The sequence below is a fragment of the Streptosporangium sp. NPDC020145 genome (assembly GCF_040631275.1).
GTDB lineage: Bacteria > Actinomycetota > Actinomycetes > Streptosporangiales > Streptosporangiaceae > Streptosporangium.
Genome location: NZ_JBEXZT010000026.1, coordinates 33,067 through 54,599, shown reverse-complemented (window position 1 = coordinate 54,599; position 21,533 = coordinate 33,067). Strand labels below are relative to the sequence as shown.

The following is a 21,533-nucleotide window of genomic DNA, read 5'->3' as shown; positions in this document are numbered from 1 at the left end:
CGTGCGACCCGGTGCCACGGGAGCCTGAGTACGCGTCCCGCGATCGAAGGAGTGCAGCACCGTGTCACCACACCCCCAGACCCCCGCGACGGACTCGGTGCCCGGCGTGGCGCCGCTGCTGGCCGCACGTCGCTTCCTGACGAAGGAGACGGTCGGCGACGGGGGACGGACCCTGCACCAGATCGACCGCGGCTCCTGGGAGACGTTCTACCGGGACCGGTGGCGCTACGACCGGGTGGTCCGTTCGACGCACGGCGTCAACTGCACCGGCTCGTGCTCGTGGAACGTGTTCGTGAAGGACGACCTCATCACCTGGGAGCACCAGGCGACGGACTATCCGACGACGGGCCCCGACGCGCCGGACTACGAACCCCGTGGCTGCCCGCGCGGGGCGTCCTTCTCCTGGTACGAGTACTCGCCGTCCCGGGTACGGCACCCGTACGTGCGCGGGGCGCTGGCCGAGATGTTCCGCGAGTCGCTGGAGCGCCTCGGCGACCCGGTGCTCGCCTGGGCCGACATCGTCGAGAACCCCGTGAAGGCGCAGGCCTACAAGAGCCGGCGGGGCCGGGGCGGCTTCGTGCGGGCCTCGTGGGAGGAGGCGATCACCATGATGGCCGCCGCCCACGTCCACACCACGAAGAAGTACGGCCCGGACCGCGTCGTGGGCTTCTCGCCGATCCCGGCGATGTCGATGGCGTCCTTCGCCGCGGGCACCCGGTACCACGCGCTGCTCGGCGGCACGCTGTTGAGCTTCTACGACTGGTACGCCGACCTGCCCGTCGCCTCCCCGCAGATCTGGGGCGACCAGACCGACGTGCCCGAGGCCGGAGACTGGTGGAACTCCACCTACCTGATGATGTGGGGCTCCAACATCCCGGTGACCAGGACCCCGGACGCGCACTTCCTGGCCGAGGCCCGCTACCGGGGCACCAAGGTCGTGGCCGTCAGCCCCGACTACGCCGACAACGTCAAGTTCGCCGACGACTGGCTCGCGCCGCACCCCGGCACCGACGGCGCCCTGGCGATGGCCATGGGCCACGTCGTCCTCACCGAGTTCTTCCGCGACCGCCAGGTGCCGTACTTCACCGACTACGTCCGCCGCTACACCGACCTGCCCTTCCTCGTCACGCTCAGGAGAAGGGACAACGGCGCCTGGACCTCCGACCGTTTCCTGACCGCCAAGGACCTCGGCGACGAGGACCAGGGCGCGGCGCACCGGACGGTGTTCCTCGACGAGCGCACGGGCGAGCCGGTCGTGCCGAACGGCTCACTCGGGTTCCGGTACGGCGAGCGGGACGCGGGCCGGTGGAACCTCGACCTCGGCGAGGCCGTACCGGCGCTGGGCCTGCTCGGCACGACCGAAGAGGCCGTCGAGGTCGAGCTGGCCAGGTTCGACGTCGGGGACACCGAGGGCGGCGCCGTGATGCGCAGGGGAGTGCCGGTCACCCGGATCGGCGGCCACCTCGTGACGACCGTGTTCGACCTGCTCATGGCCCAGTACGGCGTGCGCCGCGGTGACCTGCCGGGGAGCTGGCCGAACGGCTACGACGACGCCGAGGAGCCCAACACCCCGGCCTGGCAGGAACGCGTCACCGGGGTTCCCGCGGCCCTCGCCGCCCGGATCGCCCGGGAGTTCGCACGCAACGCCGAACGCAGCAGGGGCCGTTCCCTGATCGTCCTGGGCGCCGGGGCCAACCAGTGGTTCCACTCCGACATGACCTACCGGGCGTTCATCTCGCTCGTCCTGCTGACCGGCTGCCAGGGCGTCAACGGCGGCGGCTGGGCGCACTACGTCGGCCAGGAGAAGGCCAGGCCGCTGACCGGCCAGCAGCACATGTCCTTCGCCTTCGACTGGCAGCGCCCGATGCGGCACCAGGCCGCCACGCCGTACTGGTATCTGCACACCGACCAGTGGCGCTACGAGCGGGTGCCCGCCGACGAGCTGGCCTCGCCGCTGGGCACCGGCAGGTTCGCCGGGATGACGTTCGCGGACACCGTCGCCGCTGCCCAGCGGATGGGGTGGAGCCCCGGACACCCGGCCTTCGACCGCAACCCCCTCGACCTCACCGACGAGGCCGCGGCGGCGGGCCGTACGGTCCAGGAGCACATCGTGGAAGAGCTGAAGGCCGGGCGGCTCGGGGCGGTCGCCGACGACCCGGACGACCCGGCGAACTTCCCCCGCTGCCTCACCCTGTGGCGGGCCAACCTGCTCGGCTCCTCGGGCAAGGGCAACGAGTACTTCATGCGGCACCTGCTCGGCGTCGACTCCCTCGCCCGGGCGGAGGAGTGCGAACCCGGCGAACGGCCCCGCGACGTGGCCTGGCGTGCGGAGGCGCCGACCGGGAAGCTGGACCTGCTCACCGCGATCGACTTCCGGATGACCAACACCGGGCTGCACGCCGACCTGGTCCTGCCCGCCGCCACCTGGTACGAGAAGCACGACATCTCGACCACGGACATGCACCCGTTCGTGCACGCGTTCAGCCCGGCCGTCGAACCGCCCTCGGACGCGCACACCGACTACGACACCTTCCTCGCCCTCGCCGACCGGGTCAGTGAACTCGCCGCCGTCCACCTCGGCGTACGGCGTGACGTCCTGGCGGTGCCGTTGCAGCACGACACCCCCGACGAACTCGCCACCCCCGGCGGCCGGGCCAGGGACTGGAAGGCCGGGGAGTGCGAGCCCGTCCCCGGCGTGACCATGCCGAAGCTCGTGGAGATCGAACGCGACTACACGCTGATCGGCGCCAAGATGCGGGCGGTCGGCCCGCTGCTCGACACCCTCGGCACGACCACCAAGGCGATCACCGTGGACGTCACCCCGGAGATCGCCTACCTCGCCGAGCGCAACGGCGTCGTCGCCGACGGCCCGTTCGCCGGACGCCCGTCGCTGGCGACCGCCGACCGGATGTGCGAGGCGATCCTGGCGCTGTCGGGCACCACCAACGGGCGGGTGGCCGCCGCCGGGTTCGCCGCCCTGGAGGCGCGTACCGGGCAGCCGTTCGCCGACCTGATCGAAGGCCACGAGGACGACCACATCACCTACCCGGACACCCAGGCCGCGCCGCAGCCGGTGTTCACCAGCCCGGAGTGGTCCGGCTCGGAGAAGGGCGGCCGCCGCTACTCGCCGTTCACCCTCAACGTCGAACGGTCCAAGCCGTGGCACACCCTCACCGGCAGGCAGCACTTCTTCGTCGAGCACGACTGGGTCGCCGAACTGGGCGAACAGCTGCCCGCCTTCCGGCCGCCGCTGAACATGGCGCGTCACTTCGGCAGGCCCGGCGAGGTCGTCGACGGCGGCGTGACGGTACGGTTCCTCACCCCGCACGCCAAATGGTCGATCCACTCGATGTACCACGACAACGAGCTGATGCTCGCGCTGTCCCGGGGCGGGCCGGTCATCTGGATGAGCGTCGAGGACGCCGCGAAGATCGGCGTCAGGGACAACGAGTGGATCGAGGCGCACAACCGCAACGGCGTCGTCGTCGCCCGCGCCGTGGTCAGCCACCGGATGCCCGAGGGCACGGTCTTCCAGTACCACTCGCCGGAGCGGACGGTGAACGTGCCCAAGGCCGAGAGGAACGGCCGCCGCGGCGGCTACCACAACTCGATGACCCGGCTGCTGGTCAAGCCGACCCACCTCGCGGGCGGGCACGCCCAGCTCACCTACGCCTTCAACTACTACGGCCCGATCGGCAGCCAGCGCGACGAGATCACGGTGATCCGCCGTCGTTCGCAGGAGGTGGAGTACTGATGAGAATCCGTGCGCAGGTCGCGATGGTGATGAACCTCGACAAGTGCATCGGCTGTCACACCTGCTCGGTGACGTGCAAGCAGACCTGGACCAACCGCGAGGGCACCGAGTACGTCTGGTTCAACAACGTCGAGACCAAGCCCGGCATCGGCTACCCCAAGCACTACGAGGACCAGGACCGCTGGCACGGCGGGTGGCGGCTCGACCGCAAGGGCAGGCTGGTCCTGCGCTCCGGCGGCCGGATGAAGCGGCTGAGCCGCATCTTCGCCAACCCGGACCTGCCGTCGATCGACGACTACTACGAGCCCGCGACGTTCGACAAGGACATCCTGGTCGGCGCGCCCGCCGGGCTGAAGGACACCCCGGTCAAGAGGCCGTACTCCGCGCTGACGGGTGAGCCGATGGCCGTGGAGTGGGGGGCGAACTGGGAGGACGGCCTCGGCGGGGCGCACGAACGGGCGGACCGGGACCCGAACATCACCCGGATGCCCGCCGAGGCCGCGGCGAAGGTCAGGTTCGAGTTCGAGAAGACCTTCATGTTCCACCTGCCCCGGATCTGCGAGCACTGCCTCAACCCGGCCTGCGTTTCGGCCTGCCCGTCGGGCGCGATGTACAAGCGGGAGGAGGACGGCATCGTCCTGGTCGACCAGGACAGGTGCCGGGGCTGGCGGATGTGCGTCTCGGCGTGCCCGTACAAGAAGGTGTACGTCAACCACGCCACCGGCAAGGCCGAGAAGTGCACCTTCTGCTTCCCGAGGATCGAGGCGGGCCAGCCGACCATCTGCTCGGAGACGTGCGTGGGACGGCTCCGCTACCTCGGCATCGTCCTCTACGACGAGGACGCCGTCCTCGCCGCCGCGTCGGTGCCGGACGAACACGACCTGCTCGACGCCCAGCGCGAGGTCTTCCTCGACCCCCACGACCCGGCGGTACGGCGGGCGGCCCGCGACGCGGGGATGCCCGAGGAGTGGGTCGAGGCCGCGAGGCTGTCGCCGGTGTGGCGGCTGATCGGCGAGTACCGGATCGCGTTGCCGTTGCACCCGGAGTACCGGACGCTGCCGATGGTCTGGTACGTCCCGCCGCTCTCCCCGGTGCTCGACGCGACCGGCGCGGCGGGCCGTGACGACACCGACGCCGACGACGTCTTCCACACCATCAGGGACCTGCGCATCCCGGTCGAGTATCTCGCCGAGCTGTTCACCGCGGGCGACGCCGACGCCGCCGCCGGGGTCCTGATGAAGCTGGCCGCGATGCGTTCGTACATGCGGGCCAGGACCCTGGACGGCACGGTCGCCGAGGAACTGCTCGACGGCATCGGGATGACGGCCGAACAGGTCGAGTCGATGTACCGGCTGCTCGCCATCGCCAAGTACGACGAGCGGTACGTCATCCCGACCGCCTACAGCAGGGACGCCGCCGCCCTTGAGGCCCAGGCCGCCGCGTCAGGCGGTTGTTCCCTGGACTGCGAAGGAGGCCCGGGCATGGGCGGTTCCGGCGCGGCCGGGTTCGGTGCGGGTGGTTCCGGGGCGGGCGGTCCTGGCGCGGGCGGTTCCGGAACGGACGGCTCTGGCGCGGGCGGTCCTGGTGCGGGTGATGTCGAGCGGGTCAGGGCCGTGACCGAGCGCTTCCACCTCGTCGAGGGCGGTGCCGACGACGTGCACGTCGGAAGACAGGGACTCACGACACGACGCCCCGACGGCCGGACGGGCCTGACCATCGACCCCCTGCGGGACCGGTCATGACCACACCCCCGACCAACACGACCTTCACGGTGACCCCGGTGACCCCGGTGACCGCGACCACCAGGATCCCGGTGCCCGTGATCGACGTGACTTTGACGGCCGTCACCGACGCGGCCCCCATGCCCGTGATCGACACGGCCCCGGCCGCCATGGGCACGGCCTCGGGGACGGTGACCGATGGGGCTTCGGCCGCCACGGACGCGATCCCGGTGGTGGCCGATGGGACCTCCGTGGCCCCGGTCGACCGGATCCGGCTGTTCCAGCTCGCCTCGGTGCTGCTCACCTATCCGGACGCGGAACTGCTCGGCGCCGCCGACGAGCTGCGCGGTGCCGCCGCCGGAATCGGGCACCCGTGGCTGCGCGGGCAGGTCGAGGAGTTCCTCGCCTGGCTGACCGGCACGGCGCCGATCGACGCGCAGCGGCACTACGTGCGGACCTTCGACCTGCGCCGTAAGTCCGGCCTCTACCTGACGTACTACCTGCACGGTGACACCCGTAAGCGGGGCATGGCGCTGCTCGTCCTCAAGCGGCGTTACCGTGCCCACGGCCTGCGGCTGGCCGCCGGTGAGCTGCCCGACCTGCTGCCGGTCGTCCTTGAGTTCGCCGCCGTGGTCGGTCCCGGCGAGGGGGAGGCGCCGCTGCGCCAGCACCGGCGCGGCGTCGAACTGCTCCGCGCCGCCCTGGCCGACCTCGGCACGCCGTACGGCCTGCTGCTCGACGCGATCACCGCCGTCCTGCCCGAGCTGACCGACGCCGACCGGGCGGCCATCGCGGAGCTGGCCCTGGACGGCCCACCCGTCGAGTCCGTCGGCCTGGACACCCCCGGCTCGAACCCCTGCGGACCGGGCTCTCCCGGCCTGGACTCCTCCGGCCTGAACCTCTGTGGTCCGGGTTCTCCCGGTCTGGGCTCTCTGGGGCCGGACCTCCTCAGCCCGGGCTTCCCGAGCCCGGACCTCGACCTCCACGGTGACGAGCTCGGCGGTATCGGCCTGGCACCGTACCCCACCCCCTCCTCGGAGGACCTGCGATGAACACCGTCATCTGGATCGCCCTGCCGTACCTCTGCCTCGTGGTGTTCGTCGGCGGCCACATATGGCGGTGGCGCCACGACCAGTTCGGCTGGACCACGCACACCAGCCAGCTGCTGGAGAACCGGATCCTGCGCCTGGGGTCGCCGCTGTTCCACCTGGGCGCGTTCGGGGCCATCGGCGGGCACGCGATGGGGCTGCTGGTCCCGGCCTCGGTGACCGCGTGGCTGGGTGTCCCCGAGCACCTCTACCACCTGGTCGCGGTCTGGGCCGGTACGGTGACCGGCGTCATGCTCGTCGCCGGGTTCGTCCTGCTCGTCGCCCGTCGCGTGGTCAACCGCCGGGTCAGGCGGAAGACGACCCCCATGGACAGGGTGCTCTACGCGGCCCTGGCGGTCATGATCGGGCTCGGGATGGCCGCCACGGTCGTCGTGAACCTGTTCGGCCCGGGATACGACTACCGGGAGACGGTCGCGGTCTGGTTCCGCGGCGTGTTCCTGTTCTCCCCGCGCAGTGACCTGATGACCGGCGCCCCGCTGGTCTACCAGCTGCACGCCGTCGGCGGCTTCCTGCTCCTGGCGCTGTGGCCGTTCACCCGGCTCGTCCACGTCTGGTCGGCCCCCCTGGCCTACCTGTGGCGCCCCTACGTCGTCTACCGCACCCGCCAGGGCCCCGTCCCACCCGCCCAACCCAGCCCGGCCGCCGTACGTAAGCGGGGAATCTCAGCGTGATCGATGTTTTGAGATCATGAGCGGACCCTGCCGTGCCGTACGCGACGGGGCCGGCGGTCGAATTTCGTAAATATCGCAGGTCAGCGGCCTTTTTAGGGGGAAATATATGCATTGCTACTGGAAGGCCGATACGCCGTAAGCTGGGGTGCGTGGCTCCGGTGCTGACCCTGCTCGACGGTGTCCGCTGGGAGGGTAGGCCACTGGCGGGCGATCGCGCGCATGCCCTGCTGGCCGTGCTCGTGCTGCACGGGAAGGCCGGGGTCAGCGACGATCACCTGGTCCGTGAGCTGTGGTGGGAGGACCCGCCCGCCAACCCCGTCAAGGCGCTACAGGTCGTGGTCTCCCGTACCCGGTCCGCGACCGGCCCCGACGTCGTGGTGCGTACGGCGCGCGGCTACCGGCTGGGCCTGCCGGCGGACCAGGTCGACGCCCACCTGCTCGCCGACCTCGTGGGACGGGCGGTCAGGGCGCTGGGCGAGGGGGACACGGCCCTGGCCCGCCGGTGCGCCGAGCAGGCGATCAGCCTGGCGGGGAACGGTCGTGAGCCGTCGACCGGAGCGCTGGCCGACCTGCGCGCCGTCGCCGCCGGACACCTGGCCGAGGCCTGCCGGGTGCTGGCCCTCGCTCGGGGCAGGGACGGCGACCACGCGGGCGCGCTTCCCCTGCTTGAGGAGCGCGTGGCCGCCCTTCCGCACGACGAGGAACTGCTGGCCTGCCTGCTGCGCAGTGAGGCGGCGGTGCGCGGTGTCGCCGCGGCGCTGGAACGCTACGAACGCTACCGGGCCGACCTCGCCGACCGGCTCGGCACCGATCCCGGGCCTGAGCTGACGCGGGTGCACGCCGGGCTGCTGGCCGCCGACCGGCCGGTGCGCGAGGGGCTTCGCTACGACGGTTCCTCGCTGCTCGGCCGTGAGGACGACATCCGTACGGTCCACGCCCTGCTGCAGAGCGGCAGGGTCGTCTCCATCGTCGGCCCCGGCGGTCTGGGCAAGACGCGGCTGGCCCACGTGGCGGGCAGGAACGCCGTGCAGCCGGTGGCGCACTTCGTCGAACTGGTCGCCGTGTCCTCTCCCGAGGGCGTGGTGGACGAGGTGGGGTCCGCGCTCGGGGTGCGTGACTCGGTCGTCGGACGGCGGGCGCTGACCCCGCAGCAGCGCGCCGACGTGCGGACCCGCATCGCCGCCCATCTGGACCAGGTGCCCTCCCTGCTCATCCTGGACAACTGCGAGCACGTCGTCGAGGCCGTGGCCGACCTGGTGGCCTTCCTCATCGCCACCACCCGTGACCTGCGGATTCTCACCACCTCACGCGCCCCGCTGGCGATCCCCGCCGAACGGGTCCACCAGCTCGGCGAGCTGGCCACGGGTGACGCGGTCGAGCTGTTCGGCCAGCGGGCCACGGCGGCCCGTCCCGGTGTGCGGCTCGACGAGGAGGTCGTGCGCGAGATCGTCACCCGGCTCGACGGTCTGCCGCTGGCCATCGAGCTGGCCGCGGCCAAGACGCGGATGATGTCGGTCGAGGAGATCAGACGGCGGCTGAACGACCGGTTCGCCCTGCTGCGTGGCGGTAACCGCAGCGCCCCCGACCGGCACCAGACGTTGCTCGCGGTCATCGACTGGTCCTGGAACCTGCTGGGCGAGCGGGAGCGGCGCGCGCTGAGCCGGCTGTCGCTGTTCGGTGACGGCTTCACGTTGGAGACGGCCGAGTACATGCTGGGCGCGGACGCGCTGTACGCCGTGGACGCGCTGGTCGAGCAGTCCCTGCTGAGCGTCAGGGAGACCGCGTACGGCCTGCGCTACCGCATGCTGGAGACGGTCAGGGAGTTCGGCCTGATGCGCCTGGCCGAGGCCGGTGAGGAGGAGCGGGCGCGGGCGGCGCAACGGTCCTGGGCCGTCGAGTACGGCATACGCCATATCGACTACCTGTTCAGTGTCCGCCAGTTCGAGGCCGTGGACGCGCTGCGCGCCGAGGAGGGCAACCTGGCCGACCAGCTGCGCCGGGCACTCGGCGAGGGCGATGCCGGCACGGTGATGCAGCTGATGTCCGCAGTGGGCGCGCTGTGGTCGATCCGTGGCGACCACCCCAGGATCGTCGTGCTGCGTGAGGCGCTGGTCCAGGCGCTCGACGGCTGGGTCCCGCCTCCGGAGCTTGAGGAGGCGACCAGGGCGGCCCTGCTCATCATGCTCATGAACATGATGGGGATGACCGACCGCACGCTGCGTGACCTGCTCGCCCACCTGCCCAAACGGGAAAGTCCCGATCCCCGCCTGGCCGCGATGACGCGGGTGGTGCTGGCCGGCGACTCCCCCGTCGGGGACCAGGTCATCCGGCGACTGACCGAGCTGAGCCTGAGTTCCGACCACGATCTCGCCCTGATGGCGGGGCAGGCGCTGGCCCACGCGCTGGAGAACATCGGAGCGGCGGAGGCCGCGTGCGCGGCGGCGGAGCGGGCGCTGGCCGTGGTGCGGGAGGACGACGGGCCGTGGCAGAAGGCCGTCCTGCGGGCCACACTCGCCCAGCTGACCCTGCAACAGGGGGACCACGAGCAGGCGGTCCGCCACGCCCGTGCCGCCCTTCCCGCCATGATCAGGATCGGTGCCACCGACGACGAGGTGCAACTGCGCGCCGTCATCATCCACAACGCCATCCAGACGGGCGATCTGGAGACGGCCGAGGCCGAGTTCGCCGAGCTGACGCGGATCAGCGAGAGCGAGGCGGTGCAGGGCGAGATGGTGTTCATCCCGATGTGCGCGGCCGAACTGTCCCTCGCCCGCGGCGACACGGCGCACGCCCTGGCCCAGTACCGCCTGGCCGTACAGCGGGCCCGTGACATGCGGCTGACCGCAGGTCTTCCGAGCGGCAGCGAACCGTGGGTGATCGTCATCACCGCCTTCGCGCTGACGGCCCACGCCTACCACGCCGGCCCGTCCGACCTGCGTCACGGCGAGGAACTGTTCGCCGACCGGTCCTTCCTGCTGAACGGGGAGATGCTGAGCGCGCGCAGCCTCTACATCGACTACCCGGTGGTCGGGACGATGCTGTTCGCGCTCGGCGCGTGGGGCCTGCTGTGGGAGGCGCTGCCCGCGCAGGAGGCGATCAGGCTGCTGGTGCTCGCCGAGCGCTTCTCCTACAGCCAGATGATGTCCAGCATGGCCTTCGACCGGATCGAGCCGCACGCGGAGAGGGCCGCGCCCGGCCTGATCTCCGCGATACGGGCGGAGTACGGCGACCGGCGCGGCCCCGAGTTGCTCGACGAGGCCAGGAAGGCGCTGCGCGGCCACGGCTCAGATGTGCCGCTTGTAGGAACGCACCGCCAGCGGCGCGAAGATCAGGATGCAGATCAGGCAGGCCAGTAGCGTCCAGGCCACCTCCCCGCTCACGACACCGTTGTTGGCCAGGTCGCGGGCCGCCGTGACCAGGTGCGAGACGGGGTTGACCCGGACGAAGGCGGCCAGCCAGCCCGGCAGCGTGTCCACCGGAACGAACGCGTTGGACAGGAACGTCAGCGGGAACATGATCATCATCGAGATTCCCTGCACCGCCTGGGCGCTGCGCGCGATGGTGCCGACCCAGGTGAAGGCCCACGCCAGCGACCAGCCCGTGACGATCGACAGCGCGATCGCGCCGAGCGTCCCGAACACGCCGCCGCCCGGCCGGTAGCCCATGAGGATGCCCATGCCGAAGGTCAGCCCCGAGGCGATCGTGTAACGCACCAGGTCGGCGACCATCGGTCCGGCCAGGGGCGCGATGCGGGCGATCGGCAGCGACTTGAACCGGTCGAAGACGCCCTTCTCCATGTCCTCACGGAGCTGGGTGCCGGTCGCCATACAGGTGGTCAGCACGGTCTGGGCGAGGATGCCGGGAATCATGAGCGGCAGGTAGTTGCCCACGTTCCCGGCGATGGCGCCGCCGAAGATGTAGGCGAACATCGCCGTGAACAGGATGGGCTGCATCGTCACGTCGATGAACTGCTCGGGGTTGCGGAACATCTTCTTCACCGCCCGCCAGGCCATCATCATGGTCTGGCCGAGCGTCTCGCCGACCGAGACGCGCCGCCGCGCGGACGCCACCCGGTCGGCGGCCCGTACAGGCTGGCGAGTGGCCGGTGCGGTCAGGGTGCTCATCGGTTCTCTCCGTCGTTGTCGTTCTTCTCGTCGGCCTCGTGACCGGTGAGGGCCAGGAACACCTCGTCCAGGCTGGGCTTGTCCACGCTCACCGACGCTACGGACACCCCCGCGGTGCGTAGCGCGATCAGCACGTCGGCGGCCAGGTCCGCCTGGCCGAGCGGGGCGGTGAGCCGTCCCTGCTCCGGGCTGAGCACGGGCTCGACGCCGACCACACGGCGCACGATGTCCGAGGCCTGCCGCATCTCACCGGGTACGGCGAGCACGACCTGCAGGGCGGAGTCGCCGACCGTGGTCTTCAGCTCGTCCGGGGTGCCCTCGGCCACCTTCCTGCCGTGGTCGATGACGGCGATCCGGTCGGCGAGCTGGTCGGCCTCGTCGAGGTACTGGGTGGTCAGCAGGACGGTGCAGCCGTCGGCGACCAGGTCGCGGATGGTGTCCCACATCTGTCCGCGCGTACGGGGGTCGAGTCCGGTGGTCGGCTCGTCCAGGAAGATCAACGGCGGCCTGGTGATCAGGCTGGCGGCCAGGTCGAGCCGCCGCCGCATGCCCCCGGAGAACTGCGCGATCGGCTTGTTGGCGGCCTCCTCAAGCCCGAACCGCCCCAGCAGGTCGGTGGAGATCCGCTTCGCCTCCGCGGAGCCGATGCCCTGCAGCCGCCCGAACAGCCACAGGTTCTCCCGGGCGGTCAGGTTCTCGTCGACCGACGCGTACTGGCCGGTGACCCCGACCAGCTGCCTGATCACGTGCGGGTTGTCGGCCACGTCGACGCCGAAGATCTCGGCGCGTCCGGCGTCGATCTTCAGCAGCGTCGCCAGCATCCGCATCGTCGTGGTCTTGCCCGCGCCGTTGGGGCCGAGGACCCCGAAGACCTCGCCGGGCCGTACGTCCAGGTCGATCCCGTCGACGGCGCGGTACGTGCCGAACGTCTTGACCAGTCCTTCGGCCCGGACGGCGCTCACCGCCGTCTCGGCACCGGACCTCGTCTGTCTTGTCTCTTGGGTGATGCTCATGGACACAGGTTCGACGACCCGGGTTTCACCGCACCTTCGCCCCGGTTTCGCGGCGCCTCCTGGGTGAAACCCGAGGCGTTCAGGCGTTTGCAGAAACCGTCAACACATTCTGCGGAAACCGTCAACGACATTCCGCCGGAGAATCAACAGACTGGCTTCGGCCTTTCGTTCGGAAAGGAGAGAAGCAGAGTCCGTGCCAGGGGTCGCCGTTTCTCCGGCGAACGTCCCCCTTCGATCCGTACCGCGTGCCCGCGCGCAGCCGAGGCACGTCCGGACCTGCGGGAACAGGGGACCGCGGTAGCGCGAGCCGTACCTCACATGGGCAGCAGGCGGGATCGATCCGGGTACGGCTGTCGCGACATGCTTGCCGGTGCGGTGTCCGATTCCGTCCAGGAGTGCCTCCCGCCGGGAGGCAGCCGTGCCGCACCCAAGCCCGTACAGGTCCGCTGGTCTGGCCGGGAGAGCCGACGCGCCCGCGTTCGCGACCGTGACCGCTCTGTCATGACACGCCGGTTCGCCGAGTCGGGCGCGACCGGAACGCCTTTTAGGAGAGCTTCTTGAGAAAGTCGTTATATACCGCGCCGGTCGCACGGCTGCGTTTGCCGGGTCCACCGTCGGCCTCGAATGTGGGAGCCGGCCGCCGCCGAGGCTGGTGGAGCCGGATCGCCGCGGTTGTGGTCTCCGTGACGCTGGTCCTGGCCGGCGCCGTCACGCCCGCGCAAGCGGGTGCACCGCTCCGGCCGTCCTCGTGCGAGGGCGCCGACCGCGCCGCCGCCCGGCTGGGGGGCATCGGGCCCGCCAGCGTCGGCCAGGCCTCGGCGATACGCCTGATGTGCGCGGGTGAGGCCCCTGCGCGCCTCGCCGCGTTGGCGGAGGACGCCGACGACGTGGTGATGAGCTTCGAGGTCTCGCAGGTCGACCGTGGTCCCCTCCAGGCCGAGGTGGACAAGATCCACAGAGCACAGGCGACGGGTCAGTCGCTGAGCGATCACATGATCACGCTCCTGAAGTCGTACGAGGTGGGCGTTTACCCGGACGCATGGGAAGGCGTCGGGTTCGAAGGCTCCATCCAGGTGATCGACACCGGGGTGGCCATCGTGATACCGGCCGACCAGGTCGGCCCGAACGCGAACTGGTGGCAGAAGTTCCTCTCCGCCACTGTGGGGACGGGCGCGATGATCCTGACCTCGGCGTTGTGCCTGGGAGCCTTCAATGTCGGCGCCCCGGCGGCCGCGCCGTTCTGCGGAGCCCTCGGCGGATTCGTGGGGGGCATGATCGGGGAGTTGTTGAACGCCTATTTCGACAACAGGCCGTTCACCGACCCGGCGGTCTGGACGGAGGCGTTGGCGGTGGGCATCCACGGAGCCATCACCGGCGCCGTGCTGGGCAAGGCGCTCGCGGTGATGGAGACGGGGGCCAACCCCCTGCTCCAGAAGATCGCGCAGGGCGTGAAGAACCTGGCGGCGAAGTTCACCGCGTTCCGGAGCCCGCTTGAGTTCGTGGCCCAATATCTTGAGGGCCTCGCTCCAGCCCTTCTCGCGAATCTCCACAGGCTCCGCAACGGCATCGGATCCGCGAGCCTGCGTCCGATGGCACTCGGGTCGTCCAGCACTTACGGGGAAGGCAGTTCGGACGGGAACGGTTACCGCGACACCGCCGATCAGGGGTTCAACGATCTCGCGGAGCGCAGGGCACAGCCCGCCGGTACCGAGGTCAGTGACGACGTCACCCCCTGGGTGGACTGGGTGGGCTCGGTCCGGGTGGGGACGATGGAGGACCGGGAGGTCGAGGGCTGGCGTGGGTACACGATCGACCTGATCGCCGGGAAGGCCCAGTGCGCGGTCAAGGTGTTCAAGCCCAACGTCATCACGCTCATCGCCGGCGGCAACGATGTCCTCTACGACATCCAGATGGACGGTGCGATCGGGCGGCTCCAAAGACTGGTCGAGCAGATCGCCGGTGACTCTCCGAGGGCCGTCGTCCTGGTGGCGGGGATGCAGCCCTTGAACTCCCCGAAATTTCCCGGCGCCAACGCGCGGGGTGAGGCGTTCACCGCCCAGATCCCCGCCATGGTCGATCTGCTGGTGAAACGCGGCCTGCGTGTGGTGTACACCGACACCACCGGATTGGAGCTCTCCGACATCGGCACCGATGGCATTCACCCCACTGACCAGGGCTACGAGAAGATCGGCACGGCGTTCGTGAAGGCGGCCGGTCAGGCGAGTGACAGAGGTTGGCTCCGGCCGCCGGCCGAGCAGGATCCCGGCCAGGTGTCCGACGCCTGTGGCGGCCCGAGGGACGACGGTACCGGCACCGGTGACAACAGCTCCAAGCTCGGCCCGAACTGGGAGGACCGCGGGGTCATCCAGGACCAGCAGTACCCCTCCTCCAGCCGGTTCTGGATGGTCGACATCAACAAGGACCGCAAGGCCGAGTTCGTCGCGGTCGACGAGAAGCAGAACTTCCGGTTCTGGTGGAACAGCGGGCCCTCCGGCAAGAACTGGATGCCTTTCGTCGAAGGCCAGAACTCCTACGAACCCGGCGCCGGGGCGGTGGGCAACATGCTGCGTTTCGGTGACGTGGACGGTGACGGGTTCCCCGACTGCATGGTGGTCTGGCTGACCGGCAAGGTGGAGGTCTCCACCTGGAAGGCCGACAACCCCTCCGGGCAGCGCATGTGCATGAACAAGTACGGCGGCATGGCCAGTGTCTTCGACGAGGGGTCGCAGGGTGAGATCCTGAACATCGACCCGGCCACGAAGATCCGGTTCGCCGACGTCACCGGGGGCGGCCGGGACGACTACCTGCTGATCAAACCGGACGGCACGACGACCGCCGCGTACAACAGGGACTTCCAGAACAAGGACGGCCGCAAGTGGCTGGACTGGACCGCTCCCCAGCAGATCAGTGGCGCCCTGGCCAACCCCCGGGAGATCCGCTACGCCGACATCAACGGTGACAGGCGGGCCGACCGCATCCTGATCACCCTCAAGGGCGGCGCCCGCGCCTGGATCAACGAGGGAGCCAAGGGCGCGGGCGGCACCTACCGCGACATCGGCAGGATCGCCGGGGACGGTGACCTGCCGCCCAAGGACATCCAGTTCGCCGACATCGACGGGGACGGCAAGGCCGACTTCCTGCGCATCGGCTGGACCGGTGTCACCCACGCCTGGCTCAACAAAATCCCCGCCGACTACTTCGACACCTTCCACCCCTGAATGAAGACTCTGGGGTGCCCGATGCGCCGGTCACACCATCGGGCACCCCAGACCCGCGGTCACCGCTGTGGAACGGGCCCGGAACAGGAGTGCGAGAAGCCGTACGGTGGGCCTGGGAACGGCCGATCAAAGATTTCCTCGGAGGAGGTCAGCCGGAACGCCCCCGTCCAGCCGGCCGTTCTCTTCAGCTCTTGTGAGTGGCGTATATCGCGTTCAGCACCTGCTGGAAGAGCTCGCGGTGTAGACGCTCCGGCCGGTCGGCTCGGGCCAGGTGGCGTAGGAGACGGTCTTCGTCGACCGTCCGGGGACGGCGTGCGGCCCGGAGTCCTGGTTCCAGACCTTGTCGATGCAGACGTAGCGGGTGGAGGAACACTCGTTGGAGAGGTCCACCCTCCTGGCGTACCCGACGTCGTAGAAGTGGTGCTGAACCGCGCAGGCGGCCTTGTTCACAGAGGACGTCTGCAGGCCGGCACCGGCGGAACTGGCGTTGGAAGGGGTGGCGAAGACGGACAGGGCGAGCGTGCCGACCGCCACGGCGAACGCGAACTTTGTCGTGGTGTTCAATTTCTCGGCTTTCTCTGTAGGGAGTTCAGGTTCGCGGCCGACCGTTTCGCACAGCCCACCGTTTCGGCCTGAGATTCGTTCCGACCCTACGAACGCCCGCTTTTGTTTCGCTATCGACCCGATATGACGGCGACGCCGGTCGTGACCTCCGGAGAACGATCCCTTTTCGTGCTGGGTAACGGCCCTCGCCGCCGCGTGAAACGACCACGGTTTCTCTCCGGACGGACGGGACGCCCGCCCTCGCTATCGTGATCACATGGGGCCTGACGTACGGTTCAACATCCTGGGGCGGCTCGAAGCGACGGTCGACGGCAGGCCGGTGCGGCTGGGCGGTCCGCGGGCCCGGGCCGTACTGGCCATGCTGGTCGTCGGCCACGGCCAGGTGCTCAGCATCGACCGGTTGGCCACCGCCTGGGGGCGGCACCCGCCGGCGACCGTACGCAACCAGGTCATGATCGCGGTGGCGGCCCTGCGCAGGGAACTACGCGGGATGGGCGCCGGACCGGAGATCATCAGGACGGAGGGGTCCGGCTACCGGCTGGCCGGTGGCCTGGTGGACACGCACCAGGCGGAGCGGTGCATCGATCGGGGCAGGCAGGCGGCTCGGGCCGGACGACAGGCCGAGGCCGCCGACCTGCTGGGGCAGGCCCTGACACTGTGGCGGGGCCCGGTGCTCGCCGACCTGGAACTGGAGGAACTGGCGGCCTTCGCCGGACGGTGGGAGGAACTGCGCCTGAGCGTCCTTGAGGAGCGGGCCGAACTGGGCCTGGCCCTCGGCCGGCATCGCGACCTGGTCGGTGAGCTGTCCGAACTGCTCGCCGAGCATCCGCTGAGGGAACATCTGCGGGCACTGCTCATGACGGCGCTGCACGGCTCCGGGCGGCGGTCCGACGCGCTGGAGGTGTACCGCGAGGGGCGAACCCTGCTCGCGGACGAACTCGGCCTCGACCCCGGGCCCGAGCTGCGCCGGTTGGAGGCGACCATCCTCGCCGACGCCCCCGACCCCGAGCCGTTCCACGGACGCGAGGAGGCGAGGCAGGTGCCCGCCGAGCTACCCGCCGACGTGACCGGCTTCGTGGGGCGTGAACACGACCTGGCTCTGCTGCGCCGGAATGCCCTCGCCGTGGACGCCCCCTCCATCGCGACCGTCACCGGCGCGGCCGGCGCGGGCAAGACCGCCCTGGCCGTACGGTTCGGCCATCTCGTGGCCGAGGAGTTCCCCGACGGCCGGCTCTACGTGAACCTGCGCGGGCACGCGGCCCGCCCGCCCATGTCGCCGCTGGAGGCCCTCGTGCGGATGCTCGGTTCGCTCGGGATACCCCCGGAGCGGATCCCCGAGCAGGAGGAGGCCGCGGCCGGTCTGTACCGCTCGCGCCTGTCGGGCCGCCGGATGCTGGTGCTGCTCGACGACGCGCGGACGGCCGAACAGGTACGGCCCCTGTTACCCGGCGCTCCCGGTTGCCTGGTCGTCGTCACCAGCCGCAACGCGCTCGCCGGGCTGACCGTCTCCCACGGCGCCTGGAACCTGTCACTCGGCGTGCTCGACCGGGACAACAGCGTCCGGCTGCTGGCCTCCATGGTCGGGGAACAACGGTTGTCGGCGGAGCCGGAGGCGGCCGAGCGGATCGTACGGCTGTGCGGAGGACTCCCGCTGGCCCTGCGTGTGGCCGCCGCGACGCTGGCGACGCGTCCGCGAAGGTCGCTGGGCGAGTACGCCGCCGCGTTGTCCGCGCGAGGGCTGGACCTGCTGCGGATCGACGGCGACGTGGCGGTCCGGGCGGCCTTCGAACTGTCGTACACGGGCCTGCCGGAGGCGGAGCGGCGCCTGTTCAGGCTGCTGGGGCTGGTCCAGGGGCCAGACGTCACCGCGTCGGCCGTCGCCTCCCTGGCCGACATCGAGGTCGCCGAGGCCGAACAGCTCCTGGACCACCTCGCCGCCGCCCACCTGATCGAGGAGTACCGGCCGTACCGGTACACCTGTCACGACCTGCTCCGGCAGTACGCGGGAGAGCTCACACTCCGCGACGACGACCCCGCGACCGGCGTCCGGGCCCTCGAACGCCTCGGCGACCGGTACCTGGCCGAGGCCGTCGCGGCGGCGGAGAGCGCCTATCCCTCGATCACCCGCCTGCCGCTCCCCGTCCCGTCCGGGCTCGGGCCCCGCGCCGAGGCGATGGCCTGGTTCAGCGCCGAGCAGGCCAACCTCGTCGCCTTCGCCCTGCACGCCGCCGGCTCCGTCGACCCCTCCTCCGCCGCCCGCAGGACTCCGGTCACCGGCCCCAGACGACACGCCTGGCTGATCGCCGACGCCCTGCGTGGCCACCTCGTCCACCACACCGCCACCAGCCTGGCCGACATCGTGGCGGTCGCCGACGCCGCGACACACGCGGCGACCGTCGAGGACGACCCGCTCGGCCTGGCGGCGGCGCACCTCTGCGCGGGCACGGCCGCTCTGTGCCGCGCCGACTACTCCGCCGCCCACGCCGCCTGTGAGCTGGCCATTCGGTACAGCGAGCACGCGGGCTGGTCTGCGGGCGCCGCCGCCGCGCACAACAACGCCGCCACCGCCTGCCATGACCTGGGCAGGCTCCGCCAGGCCATCGACCACCTCGTCAGGTCCGTCGAGCTCAACCGCGAGATCGGCGACACCTACGGCGAGGCCCGCGCCATGGGCAACCTGGGTACCGTGCACCTGGAATGCGGCGACCTGGAGGAGGCGGAACGGCACCTGCGCGACGCCCTCGCCCTCCACCGTCACCTGCGCGGCAGCGAGCTGAGCCACTCCCTCAACGAGCTCGCGACCGTCCGGCGTCTCAGCGGCGACCTGGACGAGGCGCTGGCCCTCGCCACCGAGGCGCTCGGCCACGACCGCGAGAGCGGCCTGCACGTGCCCGAGGCCAAGAGCCTGACCACACTGGCGGAGATCCACCGTGACCGCGGCCGTCTCGACCTCGCCCTTGAGGCCGTGGTCTCGGCCGGTGAGCGCGCGGAAGGCGCGCGCCACGTTTACGCCATGTGCCGCGCCACGCACGTCCTCGGCACCGTCCAGGCGATGACCGGACAGCACGGCGAGGCTCTCGACGCCCACCAGCGAGCACTCACGTACGCCGTCACGGCGGGCATGGTGCACCTGCAGGTCAGGCCGTTGCTCGGCCTCGCCCGCGCGCACGCCGACCTGGGCACGCACGACCGCGCGCTCCGGTACGCCCGTCAAGCTCTGGACCAGGCGTCCTCGACGGGCTATCTCCTGCTGGAGGACCTGGCGCTGTCACTCCTGGCCGACCTCGAAGGGAAGCCACGGCCGGCACGCCGCGAGGAGGACGGGCACCATACTCGCGCGGGTCATCGGCTCATCGAAGAGGGCCGTCACCCAGGATGACTCCGGCGCCACAGGTCCATGGTGAACACGGCCGATGCCGGGACCGTACGGGGAACGATCAACGCGGAACGGGGATGCGCAGGGAAGGCAGGTCAGGGGGGTCGGGGGTGGCGAAGGCGTCGGTGAGCATCGTGGAGACGGTGTAGAGGTGCCACAGGACGTCCATCCGGGAGTCCGGCAGCCGTGCCACCTGGGCCGCGTCCACGACGTGTGCCAGCCCGTCCGCCCGCAGTTCCCCGCGGTCGTCGATCACGGCCGCGCGCAACAGGCCGGTCAGCTCGGCCGAGGGCTCGGTCCGCCAGTTCCAGGGCTTTCCCGCGGGAGCCGCGGAGGCTTTCAAGAGACCGGCAGAGGAACCGGCGGAAGGCCCGGAACGCAGGGACAGGCCGCGTGAGCGGAGCCGGTCCCACAGGCTCGGGCGGCTCTCCTCGGTGAACCGCCACGGACGCCCCTCGACGGGCACGTCCCGCAGCGAGGGCGCGAAGGCGTTGATCACCCCGTGGATGAGCGCCTCCGAGCGTCGCCACAGCGGGTCGATCCCGAGCGCGGTCCTGACGACCAGGTTGTCGAGGAACGGCGGGACCGGGTTCTGGCCGCGCAGCAACGACGCCCGCGAGGCGGCGTGCCAGCGGCCCACACGGTGCGCCAGATACAGCCGGTCCAGGGCGCCGGGGCCGTCCAGGTCCCGCCAGGGGGAGGCCAGGGCCTGGGCGTGCTGTCTGCCCTGGTCGGTCAGCAGGTCGGCGTTCCTGCTGAAGAGGCCGTCGATCCGCCGCCTGACGGCCTTGGCGTCCAGACCGGTCTGGTTGTGCAGGAACCCGCCCCGCAGGACCTCCCCGCCGTGCCCGGACATCCGTGGCGTGGGGTCGAACCGTACGCCGGCCGGGATGTTCTCGTAGACCGAGATCATGCCCTCGCAGGCGAACAGGACGTTGTGGCCGCGAACGTGGGGATGGGGGACGACCAGCTCCGTGCCGTCGTCGGACCGTTTCGGCCGGGCGACGCTGTGCCGTACGCCGAGGGCCCGCGCGACACGTTCGGCGAGCACCACGTCGGGGCTGTCGTCATGTCCGGAGGTGGCCGTCACGAACGGGATGCCGGCCCTGTGCAGTAGCGCGGCGAGGAGACGGCTGTCACGGCCGCCGGTGAGCGACAGCCGTACCGGCTCGGTGGTGTGGCGCAGCGGCCGTACGGCGGTGAGCAGCGCGTCGGCGAGTTCGTCGACCTGGGCGCGTGCCGCGCGTCGGGAGGCGGGGGCCTCGCGGGCCTCGGGGAGCGGGGTCTCGGTGACGGTACGGCGCCCGCCCTCGACCCTGATCTCGGCGGCCGGGGGCAGCGCGCCGACCCCGTGGAACGGCGTCTCGTCGGACAGGAAGTAGCCCGCCCGCACCATCGACTCAAGGGCGGCCAGGTCCCAGACGATCGCGGGGCGGCTCGACGACGTCTCGGCGGCCCTGGCGACGAGGTGCACGAGCAGCGCGCGGCTGCCGATGACGTGGACGTCCGGGGTCTCGGCGTGGAAGACGGGACAGGCCCGGGTGAGCCCGGTGGCGGCGCTCACCTCCGTCCCGGCGACCCGGAAGATCGAGAAGACACCACCGGTGCGGGTGACGGCCTCGCCGAGCCGGGGTACGGCGAGCAGCCGGTCCACCTCGGACGGTTCGGCCAGGTGCCCGGTGAGGGCCGCGACCCGGCCGCCACCGGAACACATGATCGGCGACCCGTGCCCCTCGGGCTCGTTCGACCAGGACAGCAGCGCCGTGTCACCGGTGGCCGAGTGCCACTCCTCCGAGGCCAGGGTCGAGGCGGGCACCGGGAAGGCACGGGCGATCCCCTGGCGTGCCGCGTCGAGGACCACGGGCGGCAGCGGGACGCCCGTACGTCTGGCGACGATCATCAGATGGACACGCAAGGCGACCTCCCGGACATCGGTGATCCACATCCCTGTTCCGCCGATGCCCGGGTTCGCCTTCACGCAGG

General features: G+C 70.9%; 11 protein-coding genes. 7 read left to right on the top strand and 4 right to left on the bottom strand.

Annotated features, from left to right (window positions below; genetic code table 11):
• Window positions 1-61: 61 nt before the first annotated feature.
• The 5 genes from ABZ463_RS33340 (at window position 62) to ABZ463_RS33320 (ending at window position 10,611) form a co-directional block, all read left to right on the top strand.
• Entirely contained in the window at window positions 62-3,754 is a 3,693-nt protein-coding gene (locus tag ABZ463_RS33340) for a nitrate reductase subunit alpha (protein WP_362782251.1), read from the top strand.
• On the top strand, window positions 3,754-5,496 hold the full coding sequence (gene narH / locus ABZ463_RS33335) for a nitrate reductase subunit beta (protein WP_362782248.1): 1,743 nt from the start codon (window positions 3,754-3,756) through the stop codon (window positions 5,494-5,496). The genes ABZ463_RS33340 and narH overlap by 1 nt, the downstream gene beginning before the upstream one ends.
• A complete protein-coding gene (narJ, locus tag ABZ463_RS33330) occupies window positions 5,493-6,527 on the top strand; it encodes a nitrate reductase molybdenum cofactor assembly chaperone (RefSeq protein ID WP_362782245.1) in 1,035 nt (344 codons plus the stop codon). The genes narH and narJ overlap by 4 nt, the downstream gene beginning before the upstream one ends.
• On the top strand, window positions 6,524-7,255 hold the full coding sequence (gene narI / locus ABZ463_RS33325) for a respiratory nitrate reductase subunit gamma (protein WP_362782241.1): 732 nt from the start codon (window positions 6,524-6,526) through the stop codon (window positions 7,253-7,255). Before narJ ends, narI begins: the two co-directional genes overlap by 4 nt.
• Before the next feature lie 149 nt (window positions 7,256-7,404).
• The gene (locus ABZ463_RS33320; protein WP_362782238.1) at window positions 7,405-10,611 is read left to right on the top strand and encodes a BTAD domain-containing putative transcriptional regulator; all 3,207 of its coding nucleotides are present in this window, start codon (window positions 7,405-7,407) and stop codon (window positions 10,609-10,611) included.
• On the opposite strand, the gene ABZ463_RS33315 is transcribed toward ABZ463_RS33320, so the two are convergent.
• A complete protein-coding gene (locus tag ABZ463_RS33315; protein ID WP_362782235.1) occupies window positions 10,540-11,379 on the bottom strand; it encodes an ABC transporter permease in 840 nt (279 codons plus the stop codon). The two genes, ABZ463_RS33320 and ABZ463_RS33315, sit on opposite strands and share 72 nt — an antisense overlap.
• The gene (locus ABZ463_RS33310) at window positions 11,376-12,392 is read right to left on the bottom strand and encodes an ATP-binding cassette domain-containing protein (RefSeq protein WP_362782232.1); all 1,017 of its coding nucleotides are present in this window, start codon (window positions 12,390-12,392) and stop codon (window positions 11,376-11,378) included. The genes ABZ463_RS33315 and ABZ463_RS33310 overlap by 4 nt, the downstream gene beginning before the upstream one ends.
• A gap of 683 nt (window positions 12,393-13,075) precedes the next feature.
• Here ABZ463_RS33310 and ABZ463_RS33305 point away from each other — a divergent pair.
• Window positions 13,076-15,610: a GDSL-type esterase/lipase family protein gene (locus tag ABZ463_RS33305; RefSeq protein ID WP_362782230.1), complete on the top strand. Its 2,535-nt coding sequence runs from the start codon at window positions 13,076-13,078 to the stop codon at window positions 15,608-15,610.
• 213 nt (window positions 15,611-15,823) lie between these two features.
• Here ABZ463_RS33305 and ABZ463_RS33300 read toward each other — a convergent pair whose 3' ends face one another.
• Window positions 15,824-16,174, bottom strand: coding sequence for a hypothetical protein (locus ABZ463_RS33300; protein WP_362782227.1), 351 nt, complete (start codon window positions 16,172-16,174; stop codon window positions 15,824-15,826).
• A gap of 256 nt (window positions 16,175-16,430) precedes the next feature.
• On the opposite strand from ABZ463_RS33300, the gene ABZ463_RS33295 reads away from it, so the two are divergent.
• Window positions 16,431-19,553, top strand: a complete 3,123-nt coding sequence (locus tag ABZ463_RS33295) for a BTAD domain-containing putative transcriptional regulator (protein ID WP_362782225.1) — start codon at window positions 16,431-16,433, stop codon at window positions 19,551-19,553.
• A 58-nt stretch (window positions 19,554-19,611) separates the two neighbouring features.
• Here ABZ463_RS33295 and ABZ463_RS33290 read toward each other — a convergent pair whose 3' ends face one another.
• Window positions 19,612-21,465 carry an asparagine synthase-related protein gene (locus ABZ463_RS33290; RefSeq protein ID WP_362782223.1) on the bottom strand — a complete coding sequence of 618 codons (1,854 nt, stop codon included), beginning with the start codon at window positions 21,463-21,465 and terminating at the stop codon, window positions 19,612-19,614.
• Window positions 21,466-21,533 lie beyond the last annotated feature (68 nt).

Excerpts from the sequence above, each read along its gene's own strand:
- narH (WP_362782248.1), top strand. The coding sequence starts at position 3,754 with ATGAGAATCCGTGCGCAGGTCGCGATGGTGATGAACCTCGACAAGTGC.
- narJ (WP_362782245.1), top strand. The coding sequence starts at position 5,493 with ATGACCACACCCCCGACCAACACGACCTTCACGGTGACCCCGGTGACC.
- narI (WP_362782241.1), top strand. The coding sequence starts at position 6,524 with ATGAACACCGTCATCTGGATCGCCCTGCCGTACCTCTGCCTCGTGGTG.
- ABZ463_RS33315 (WP_362782235.1), bottom strand. The coding sequence starts at position 11,379 with ATGAGCACCCTGACCGCACCGGCCACTCGCCAGCCTGTACGGGCCGCC.
- ABZ463_RS33310 (WP_362782232.1), bottom strand. The coding sequence starts at position 12,392 with ATGAGCATCACCCAAGAGACAAGACAGACGAGGTCCGGTGCCGAGACG.
- ABZ463_RS33295 (WP_362782225.1), top strand. The coding sequence starts at position 16,431 with ATGGGGCCTGACGTACGGTTCAACATCCTGGGGCGGCTCGAAGCGACG.